Genomic DNA, 3,533 nt, shown 5'->3' on the forward strand with positions numbered 1-3,533 from the left:
CCCGGTCCACACCGGGTTGGATGCTGTGCGGACTCGTCCATCGGCGGTGTGGCGCAGACGCCTCCGGGGTGCCCCCAGAAGGTAGGGGGCACCCCGGAGGTGCTGTGGTTCCCGGCTGGTTGCCTACAGGCCCAGGTCCTTGGCGATGATGCCCTTCATGACCTCGTTGGTCCCGCCGTAGATACGGCTGACACGGGTGTCGGCGTACAGGCGGGCGATCGGGTATTCGAGCATATAGCCGTAACCGCCGTGCAGTTGGAGGCACTTGTCGATGACCCGGCCGGCGACGTCGGTCCCAAAGAGTTTGATCTTCGCGGCGTCGGCGGGGGACAGCTCCCCGCGGTCCTCCAACTCGATGCCCTTGTCCACCGTGGCCTGGAGGGCCTCGACCTCTGTGGCGCACTCGGCGAGGACGAACTTGGTGTTCTGGAAGGAGGCCACCGGCTTGCCGAAGACCTGGCGCTGCTGGGTGTACTCCTTGGCGTACTCGATCGCGGCGGTCGCGGTGGCCGCCGCGGTGACACCGATGATGAGCCGTTCGCGGACCAGGTTGTGGCCGAGGTAGGTGAAGCCCTTGCCCTCTTCGCCGAGCAGGTTCTCCACCGGGACGTGGACGTCGGTGAAGGACAGCTCGGAGGTGTCGGAGGTGCGCATACCGATCTTGTCCAGCTTGCGGCCGTACGCGAAGCCCTCGCTGTCGGTCTCCACGACGAGGAGGCTCAGGCCGCCGCGCCGGTTCTCCTCGGTGGCCGGGGAGGTACGGGCGACGACGACGCAGTACCGGGCGTTGCGGGCGCAGGAGATGAAGGTCTTGGCCCCGTTGAGGACATAGTGGGTGCCGTCCTCGGACAGCTCGGCGCGGGATCGGATCCCCGCCAGATCCGAGCCGGTGCCCGGCTCGGTCATGGCGATGCAGGCCACATCGCCCTCGACGATGCCGGGCAGCCAACGCCGCTTCTGCTCCTCGTTGCCGAGGCGCAGGAGGTAGGGCAGCACGATGCCGGTGGACAGCGACTGGGCACCGAAGGAAACAGCGGCACGGGAAGCCTCCTCGGCGAGGACGACCTGGTAGGTGAAGCTGGTCCGGCCGGGGCCGCCGTACTCCTCGGGCACGTCGAAGCCCATCACGCCGAGCGCGCCCAGCTTGCGGTACAGCTCACGTGGGACGAGTCCGTCCCGCTCCCACTGCTCGAAGTGGGGCGTGATCTCCTTGGCGACGAAGTCCCTGATCATCGCCCTGAAGGCCTTGTGCTCCTCGGTGAAGATGGTGCGCTTCATGGAAGGTCCTCTTGTTGCGTACGGGCGGGGGCTCAGCCCGCGGTGACGACGGCACTGCCCAGCAGGGTCACCGTGCCGTCGGGCAGTTCGGCCTTGAGATCGAGGTGCGCCAGCCCGTTCTCCACGCTGGTGACCGTCCCGGTGCAGACCGGGGCGGTATTGACCGGGGTGATCGCGGCGAATCGCACCTTGTAGGAGCGGACGCGTTCCTGCGGTACCCAGTTGGTGACCAGCCGGCCCAGATAGGCCATGGACAACATGCCGTGCGCGAAGACGTCGTCGACGCCCACCGCCCGACACTGGTCGAGGTCGATGTGCATGGGGTTGTGGTCGCCCGAGGCGCCCGCGTAGAGGGCGAGGGTGGTGCGGGTGATCGGGGGGAGTTCCATCGCGGGGAGGGTGTCGCCGGTCTTCATGGCAGGTCTCCAGGGGTCGTGTGGGAGGGCATCGGTGGGTCAGGCGGAGGCGCCGGGAAGCTGGCGGATCACCACGTTGTTGGTGAGGGTCGCGATCGGCTCGCCGTCGCGGGTCACCTCGGTGGTGCGGACCAGGAACTGCAGTGCCCCGCCCTTCTTGGCGTACACGTCTGTCACGGTCGTGCGGAAGTGCAGGGTGTCGCCCGCGTACGCCATCGCGTGGTACGTGAACTCCTCTTCGCCGTGCAGCAGCGAGCGCGGATCGATGCCCAGCTCGGTGTAGAAGCCCGACGGGTTGGGACGGTCCATGTCCAGGCAGAAGAAGAAGGTCGGAGGCACCGGTAGGTCGCGGTGGCCTGCTGCTTCTGCCGCGTCGAGGTCGGTGTAGAGCGGGTCGGTCTGGCCCGTCGCCTTGGCGAAGAAGCGCAGCCGGCCGCGCTCGACGAGCGCGTCATGCTCGGGGACCCTGCTGCCGACGATGGACGGGGAGAGCTGCATCTGATGGCCTTTCGGAAGAGGTGTACGGGGAGTCAGGCGCGCGGTGCGAGTCTCTCGACGGTCTCGGCGTCCAGGCCGAGCTCCGTCAGCACCTCATGGGTGTGCGCACCGATGACCGGCGCCGGGGCGGGGTGGGCGGCCGGAGTGCCGAGGAAACGGGGGGCGGGCGACGGCTGGATCATGCCGTCCTCCTCGTAGTAGGTGGCGCGCTCGGTGTTCTGCGGCTGGTTCGCCGCCTCCACGATGTCGAACACCGGGGTGACGCAGGAGTCCTTGCCGTCGAACGCGGCGGCCCACTCGTCTCGGGTGCGGGTCGCGAAGACCTCCGACATCCGGGCGATCATCTTCGGCCAGGCCGCGCGGTCCAGCTGCTCGGCGAAGAGCGGCTCGTCGCTGAGCCCGAGCACATCCTTGACGCAGGCCCAGAACTGCGGTTCCACGGAACCGACCGCCATGAACTTTCCGTCGGCGGTGCGGTAGGTGTTGTAGTAAGGGGCGCCGCCGTCGAAGGCGTTGACGCCGCGCTCGTCGAACCAGCGCCCGACCTTGCGCAGTCCGAGGAGGAGCGACAGTTGGGCGGCCGTGCCGTCGACCATCGCGGCGTCAACGACCTGGCCCTGACCGCTCGTCCTGGCGTGGAGCATGGCGGTGGTGAGACCGAAGGCGAGAAGTATGCCGCCGCCTCCCATGTCGCCGACCAGATTCAGGGGGACCGGGGGGTTCTCGCCGGCCTTGCCCATGGCGCCGAGGGCGCCCGTGACCGCGATGTAGTTGATGTCATGGCCGGGTAGATTGGCCGACGGGCCCGTCTGACCGAAGCCGGTCATCCGGCCGTAGACCAGGCGGGGGTTGCGTTCCAGGCAGATCTCGGGGCCGAGACCCAGCCGTTCGGCGACGCCGGGGCGGAAGCCCTCGATCAGCGCGTCGGAAGACTCGACGATCTTCAGAACGGCCTCGACACTCGCCGGGTCCTTGAGGTCCAGGGCGATGGAGCGGCGGCCCCGGTGAATGACCGGGTGGCCGGAGGGCTTGCCGGCGTCCGCGGCGCGCTCGATGCGGATGACCTCGGCGCCCTGGTCGGCAAGGAGCATACCGGCGAACGGGCCGGGTCCCACGCCGCCGATTTCGATGACACGGACACCGGCGAGCGCGCCGGAACGGTTGGTGGTCTCACTGCTCATGGAGTGGCGACTTCCTTGTCTGGGGGAGTGGGTCCGTTGTGGTCAGCGCGGGACCGGGTTCATGCGGCCCTGATGCTCGACTGCGTGGCGTTTTTCTTCTGCTGGTGCAGGGTGGGTGGTTGGCAGCCGGTGCGGTTGGGTGGGTGACCGGTGTTATGGC

4 protein-coding genes are annotated in these 3,533 nt (G+C 68.4%); all 4 read right to left on the reverse strand.

The window, feature by feature from the left end:
- Window positions 1-123 precede the first annotated feature (123 nt).
- The 4 genes from NBG84_RS04575 to NBG84_RS04590 are packed head-to-tail and all read right to left on the reverse strand — an operon-like array spanning window position 124 to window position 3,373.
- The gene (locus NBG84_RS04575) at window positions 124-1,278 is read right to left on the reverse strand and encodes an acyl-CoA dehydrogenase family protein (protein ID WP_250917950.1); all 1,155 of its coding nucleotides are present in this window, start codon (window positions 1,276-1,278) and stop codon (window positions 124-126) included.
- 32 nt (window positions 1,279-1,310) lie between these two features.
- Window positions 1,311-1,694, reverse strand: a complete 384-nt coding sequence (locus NBG84_RS04580; protein WP_250917951.1) for a MaoC/PaaZ C-terminal domain-containing protein — start codon at window positions 1,692-1,694, stop codon at window positions 1,311-1,313.
- Window positions 1,695-1,733: 39 nt separating this feature from the next.
- Window positions 1,734-2,192, reverse strand: coding sequence for a MaoC family dehydratase N-terminal domain-containing protein (locus tag NBG84_RS04585; RefSeq protein WP_250917952.1), 459 nt, complete (start codon window positions 2,190-2,192; stop codon window positions 1,734-1,736).
- Between the two features lie 32 nt (window positions 2,193-2,224).
- Window positions 2,225-3,373 carry a CaiB/BaiF CoA transferase family protein gene (locus tag NBG84_RS04590; RefSeq protein ID WP_250917953.1) on the reverse strand — a complete coding sequence of 383 codons (1,149 nt, stop codon included), beginning with the start codon at window positions 3,371-3,373 and terminating at the stop codon, window positions 2,225-2,227.
- Window positions 3,374-3,533 lie beyond the last annotated feature (160 nt).

The sequence above is a fragment of the Streptomyces albipurpureus genome, from assembly GCF_023701525.1.
Taxonomy (GTDB): Bacteria; Actinomycetota; Actinomycetes; order Streptomycetales; family Streptomycetaceae; genus Streptomyces; species Streptomyces albipurpureus.

Excerpts from the sequence above, each read along its gene's own strand:
- NBG84_RS04575 (WP_250917950.1), bottom strand. The coding sequence starts at position 1,278 with ATGAAGCGCACCATCTTCACCGAGGAGCACAAGGCCTTCAGGGCGATG.
- NBG84_RS04580 (WP_250917951.1), bottom strand. The coding sequence starts at position 1,694 with ATGAAGACCGGCGACACCCTCCCCGCGATGGAACTCCCCCCGATCACC.
- NBG84_RS04585 (WP_250917952.1), bottom strand. The coding sequence starts at position 2,192 with ATGCAGCTCTCCCCGTCCATCGTCGGCAGCAGGGTCCCCGAGCATGAC.
- NBG84_RS04590 (WP_250917953.1), bottom strand. The coding sequence starts at position 3,373 with ATGAGCAGTGAGACCACCAACCGTTCCGGCGCGCTCGCCGGTGTCCGT.